Annotated in this window: 8 protein-coding genes; 4 read left to right on the top strand and 4 right to left on the bottom strand. The window is 49.4% G+C overall.

The window, feature by feature from the left end; translation table 11 throughout:
* Positions 1 to 75 precede the first annotated feature (75 nt).
* The gene (locus ACUVQO_RS22265; RefSeq protein WP_445928011.1) at positions 76 to 891 is read right to left on the bottom strand and encodes a hypothetical protein; all 816 of its coding nucleotides are present in this window, start codon (positions 889 to 891) and stop codon (positions 76 to 78) included.
* 315 nt (positions 892 to 1,206) lie between these two features.
* On the opposite strand from ACUVQO_RS22265, the gene ACUVQO_RS22260 reads away from it, so the two are divergent.
* Together ACUVQO_RS22260 and hemH are read left to right on the top strand one after the other, a co-directional pair.
* Positions 1,207 to 1,467, top strand: coding sequence for a chlororespiratory reduction protein 7 (locus ACUVQO_RS22260; RefSeq protein ID WP_445928010.1), 261 nt, complete (start codon positions 1,207 to 1,209; stop codon positions 1,465 to 1,467).
* A gap of 154 nt (positions 1,468 to 1,621) precedes the next feature.
* On the top strand, positions 1,622 to 2,785 hold the full coding sequence (gene hemH / locus ACUVQO_RS22255) for a ferrochelatase (protein WP_445928009.1): 1,164 nt from the start codon (positions 1,622 to 1,624) through the stop codon (positions 2,783 to 2,785).
* Between the two features lie 46 nt (positions 2,786 to 2,831).
* Here hemH and ACUVQO_RS22250 read toward each other — a convergent pair whose 3' ends face one another.
* The 3 genes from ACUVQO_RS22250 to ACUVQO_RS22240 form a co-directional block, all read right to left on the bottom strand.
* Positions 2,832 to 3,428 (bottom strand): DUF4126 domain-containing protein, encoded by a 597-nt coding sequence (locus ACUVQO_RS22250; RefSeq protein ID WP_445928008.1) that lies wholly within the window; start codon positions 3,426 to 3,428, stop codon positions 2,832 to 2,834.
* 239 nt (positions 3,429 to 3,667) lie between these two features.
* Positions 3,668 to 3,805, bottom strand: coding sequence for a photosystem II reaction center protein K (locus ACUVQO_RS22245; RefSeq protein WP_015172773.1), 138 nt, complete (start codon positions 3,803 to 3,805; stop codon positions 3,668 to 3,670).
* Between the two features lie 232 nt (positions 3,806 to 4,037).
* Positions 4,038 to 4,376, bottom strand: coding sequence for a Rieske (2Fe-2S) protein (locus ACUVQO_RS22240; protein ID WP_445928007.1), 339 nt, complete (start codon positions 4,374 to 4,376; stop codon positions 4,038 to 4,040).
* A 216-nt stretch (positions 4,377 to 4,592) separates the two neighbouring features.
* Here ACUVQO_RS22240 and hpt point away from each other — a divergent pair, with 216 nt between their 5' ends.
* Positions 4,593 to 5,147 (top strand): hypoxanthine phosphoribosyltransferase, encoded by a 555-nt coding sequence (hpt, locus tag ACUVQO_RS22235; protein ID WP_445928006.1) that lies wholly within the window; start codon positions 4,593 to 4,595, stop codon positions 5,145 to 5,147.
* A 44-nt stretch (positions 5,148 to 5,191) separates the two neighbouring features.
* Entirely contained in the window at positions 5,192 to 5,440 is a 249-nt protein-coding gene (locus tag ACUVQO_RS22230) for a hypothetical protein (protein WP_445928005.1), read from the top strand.
* Positions 5,441 to 5,567: the final 127 nt, after the last annotated feature.

Below are 5,567 nucleotides of genomic sequence, written 5' to 3'. Positions count from 1 at the left end.
ACCCCCACCTGCTACGCGAGGATGGGGGAGTGCAGGCTGATTTCGTTCAAAAAAGTCAACGATCGTTATCCCTGCTTAAAACCGATAACCCATACCAGCCTGCAAACTGAGGCTACTAGCCGAGGCATTGTAGTAGGGCTGAATTCCTAGCTTGGCATCTCCGTACAGCACAATATCTCTGGTAACGCCGGATTCTGCCCCCACTACCACTACGGCAGAACTCTTGTTACCAATGGGAGTTGGTTGTCCATTTCTCTCCGCAAAGGAATAACCTCCACCAATGTAAACATTGGTATTGACGGCAACGGGAATATCATAGGTCAGTATGGGCATGATGGCAGAATTGTTGGGGCCAAACAGAATTGCTGCCCGTGCGGAAATAGGGACATCTTCAAACGGAGCAATCCGGCCCTGGATGTTACCACCAAGCAAAGCAGAAGTTCCCTGCTGGCCACCATTCGTTACCCCTGCAGCAATTCCAGCTCCTACATAAGCTCCTCCAAATCCCATTGGGCGCGTTTCAACCACAACTACTCCCTCACCGGGCGGTGTCACACTTGCAGGAGGTAGCTCCCCAGTTGGAGGCGAAGGACATACTCCTCTTTCTCGTAAATATGTCCGAACCTGGGGATCACTTGCGGCGGTAGGCGAAACACAGAGATCTGCAGCGCTAGCAGAACTAGCAGGCATTTCATAGGATTCACTAGAACCCGGAAACGGCGTGCTGGACGTTTGGTAGGTAGAATCGCCACTACTGTAAACTGAGGCAGGAGCTTGCATATAGGGATCCGTCTGGGCGGTAGCACGGCTTTCTGTGAGCAGTACAGCCGGGGCGATCGCTAGTAGGGAAATGGTCGCGATCGCAGATGGTTTATTTGGGGAGAATCGCATTTGGTTAGCTCTCAATCACTCTTCACTTACTGGGTGTACTTGTCGGTATCCCTAGAACTCATGGCGCAAGAATTGCCCAACATGTTCCCAAAAGAAACAAAAGTAATAAAACTGTAATTCCCGCGTTTCGCTCTGCATAAATAAACAGTTTACGCTCATCATATTCGCACATAGAGAAACTGCACCTTATTTTTTTGACTTACCAAGGAATCCAGATCTCTGCTGATTGCCAGAGGATCATTACGTCCTGAGTCACTCGTTAGGGACTAAACCTGCCAAAATAGGAAGGAGAAATAGGCCAGAAAAAGTTTATCTATGCCCGATCCGAGATTATACGAAAGCGATACTTTCATCCTGTTAGAGCCAGATCAAGCAGAGCACTTCCTTACGCGATCCGAACTTTTAGAAAAATTGACAACTGTCTTAAGTCAGCAACAGAACGATTTGCCCCGCGATCTGCAACGGTTCTCCTCCCTGACGGAACAGGCTGAGTATCTGCTAGATACCTCCTGTGAACTGGATATGGGGCCAGGAACCTTTTTGCAGTGGTATGCGGTTCGGTTAGAGAAGTCGTGACCGTCTACTATCTACTTTTTGTAGCTATGTGTTATCTGCTAGATACTATTTTGTTCAAAGTCCTTTAGGTATTTATTCACTGGCTCTGCGCCTGGCTTAGCGAGTACTGTTAAACTAATTTACAAAGCTTAGAAATGGGAAACCTGCTGCCGTTATGGGTCGAGTTGGCGTTTTATTACTTAATTTAGGTGGGCCGGATCGACTGGAAGATGTCCGTCCTTTTTTGTTCAATTTATTCTCTGACCCTGAAATTATTCGGTTGCCATTTCCCTGGCTGCAACGTCCCTTAGCCTGGTTAATTTCTACGTCACGGGCTAGGCGATCGCAGGAGAACTACAAGCAAATTGGCGGCGGCTCTCCTCTGCGACGGATCACCGAAGAACAGGCCCAGGCATTGCAAGACCAGCTACACCAGCAAGGGCAGGATGCCACAGTTTATATCGGGATGCGCTACTGGCATCCTTTTACGGAAGAGGCTGTGGCTCGAATTAAACGCGATCGGATTGAGCGCTTAGTCGTGCTGCCTCTTTATCCTCAGTTTTCTATCAGCACCAGTGGATCCAGTTTCCGGCTGCTACAACAGATTTGGGAATCCGATCCAAACCTGACTCCCATTGACTACACTGTGATTCCCTCTTGGTATGACCGTCCTGGATATTTGCAGGCAATGGCTGACCTAATTGCTCAGGAACTGGATCAATTCCCCAATCCCAACGAAGTACATGTTTTCTTCAGTGCCCATGGCGTTCCTATAAGTTACGTGGAAGAAGCAGGCGACCCTTACCAACGAGAAATTGAAGCCTGCACCCGCCTGATTATGCAAACCTTGAATCGGCCTAATGCCCATACCCTGGCTTATCAGAGTCGAGTAGGGCCAGTGGAATGGCTGCGGCCTTATACCGATGATGCACTCAGGGAACTGGCTGAACAGGGTGTCAAAGACCTCGTAGTAGTGCCGATTAGCTTTGTGTCGGAACACATTGAAACGCTGCAAGAAATTGATATTGAATATCGAGAACTAGCCGAAGAAGCTGGTATAGAAAATTTCCACCGGGTTCCCGCACTCAATACTCACCCAGTATTTATTCAGGATCTGGCAGCTATGGTGACTGATGCCCTGAATGCCCCTAGTTGCCACTTTACAGAGGTCGTTCGGCCAGATGAAAAGGTAAAACTGTATCCTCAAGAACGGTGGGAGTGGGGCATGACCATTTCCGCCGAAGTTTGGAATGGTCGTTTGGCGATGCTGGGGATTTTGGCTGTGTTGCTGGAATTGCTCGTAGGTCGCGGGCCATTACACGCGATCGGCTTACTGTAATTAGCCTTGAAACCCTCCAGTTCTCTCACTGGGCTTGGTTGAGTGATTAATCTGGGTCCTGTTTGTAGCGGCGGGGGTTTCTCCGCTGGTTCGGCGCAGCTTGCCCGGTATACCAGCGGTGCCAATCCTTAGAACTGCGAATGGCTAACCAGAGCAGGAGTAGTGCAATTAAGCCACCCTGACGAGGAGCATCAAAGGCAAAGATGACAAGTAATACACAGAGAAAATCTTGAGCAAAAATTACCCACAGAGGAATGCTTTGCGGGCGGTAGAGCCACCCCATTTGAACCAATTGCAGCACCAGTGCCAGCACCCCTCCCACAACCCCCAAAAGGCCAATCAACCAGGCTGAGGAAATCGTTACCTTGGCCACAGCGATTCCCAGAACGGCCCCCACAATGGGGCTGAATAGCAATTCAACACTCTGTAACAGGCGCTGGCCAGTACGATTTTTAGACGCAAATACTTCAAACAGCGACCAACTCACCAGTACTGCCAGTACTACTTGAGGAGGAATGCAAGCCAGTAACGGCACTTGTGCCCAGAGACCATCCCCGTACAGTAATCCAATAATGAGAAGTGGCAGTGCAATCCGCATACCTGCGGCTGCAGAAACGGAAAGTACAGCCAAAAGTTCAAGCATAGAAGTGAGTTTAAGTGCTTAGGATGGGGAACACAAGGATGTTCACTGATCCGTAAAGAGGAAAGGTAGAAGCAGTGGGAAAGGACTAAGATGTAACCAGTCTCGCATGACCTGCACCTATCCCCAATCAGGAAGGTACCCCCTTCTGTCTCATCTTTTGCGTCTCGCATCACACAGAAAAGAGCCACAAAAAAGGCAGATAAAAACCTGCCCTTAAAAAATCTTTCTTAACTGTTTACTTATCTAAAACCAACAGCCGCTTGCCAAACAAATGCCAGCAACAAGAAGAAGACTGGAATAATTGGCAGAACATCCACCAGGGGATCGAAGATTGCATAAGCTTCGGGCAGTTTTGCTAAAAGCAGGGCTGCTTCCATGAATTAAACCTCTCGCACGGACTTCAGAATTGGCATATATCGTAACATGACGGGGGAACATAGGAGTTGAGAGTCAAGAGTTGTCCTCTGTCCTCTGTTCTTTGCAAATGGTGAATCACGAATGATAAATGGCAGAAACACTGAAAATCTTGCCTATGAGATTCAATCATCAGTAGGATGGGCCAAGCTTAACGTGCCTATTCAAATCAGCCAGAATTAGCGGAAGCGATCGCTATTGACTCGTGACCAACTCCAGCTTGAGTGCGATCGCCCTGCTGGTTGGGCACGGCCTGTTTAACCCATGATCGTCTTCAGCCATCGCTTTTTGGCTAATTAACGGATCGGCATGGATTGCCAGATTGATCCAGACCTCATCATGGCGGATTTGCACCGGGAAGGCCGGGAGATCATCCGCCCAGGACTCGAAGGTTCCGCCGCTCATCACATTAAAGCGGGCATAGTGCCAATCGCAGGTAAGCAGACAATCTTTCACGGTTCCCCGATGGAGGGGAAACCCCATGTGGGGACAGCGATTGTCTACGGCATAGATAACGAAATCACTTGAGAGCAAACCAGATCATAGTCGTAGGCTTTTGGCATTGGGTTTCACTGGCTTGTGGTAGCCCCTTCCAGTATGTCCTAACTGAATATGGCGACTGCTATAACAAGGCATTGGGATAGGCGGCAATCAAGTCTCGGATGAAAAAGTGGTGATAATGAGCATGACTCTCCTCATACTGCAGGAGTCCTCTCATGCTTGCAACGATAGGTCATAGTGGTCAACCCGATGGATCGAAAACTCGTTTGCCTCATTTCTCAATCAGAAATTGCTGCCATAGTCAAACAACTGGCTCAATCCCTGGATCGAGACTATGCACAGCGATCGCCAGTGATGATCAGCATCCTCAAAGGCTCGTTCATCTTTCTGGCTGATTTAGTGAGAGCCATGAACACTCCGATCAGCACAATAGAATTCATGCGCCTGTCGAGCTACGGTGCTTTGACCGTTAGCTCAGGTCAAGCCGAGATCGTGATGGGAGTGCCGGAGCAAGTCGTCAAAGGTCGGGATGTGATCGTGATTGAAGACATTATGGATACCGGGATTACCACTACAACCGTTTTGGCTTATCTGGAGCGCTATCACCCCGCATCTTTAAAGCTGTGTGCCTTGCTCGACAAACCCGATCGCCGACGAGTGCCCGTCACGATCGACTATCTGGGATTCACGTTTCCCGATCGCTTCATCGTGGGCTACGGAATCGATTATGCCCGGCAATATCGGCAACTTCCCGAAATTTATGCCCTGGAGGAACAGCATAGAGTTAGAGAGCCTTTGGTTTAAACATAGATCAGCTGTTGCAGGAAAGGACGAAGGAGGAACTCGTGATGCTGACCTTTCATACGATGCTGGAGCCGGAGGAACATTGGAGCGATCTGCTGGATAAAGAGGTGATTTACCTGGGTGATGAGGCATCTTCGATCGAGATTGTGGCGATGCCGGGAGGGATGGCATCGGGGCGCACTAGCATTAGTATGCGGCTGGATTTACCGGATGGGCGGGTGGTGATCGCGGAGACGGCGCTGTATGAGTTGGCGAATGCAGTGCGACAAATTCAAGAACGGTTTGGGGAATAGTTCTGAAGCTGCCTCAGAATCAAGGCTTCACCTGGTTGGAAGCAGGCTAGGTGACGTATGATCAAAGCATGTATGGCGAGGGTTTTATGCAGTCCACCACCACCCATCCAATCCGCTGGACAACGGC

This window comes from Leptodesmis sp. (assembly GCF_052746595.1).
Note: the sequence above shows the minus strand (reverse complement) of the source record. Positions and strands in the feature narration are given on the sequence as shown.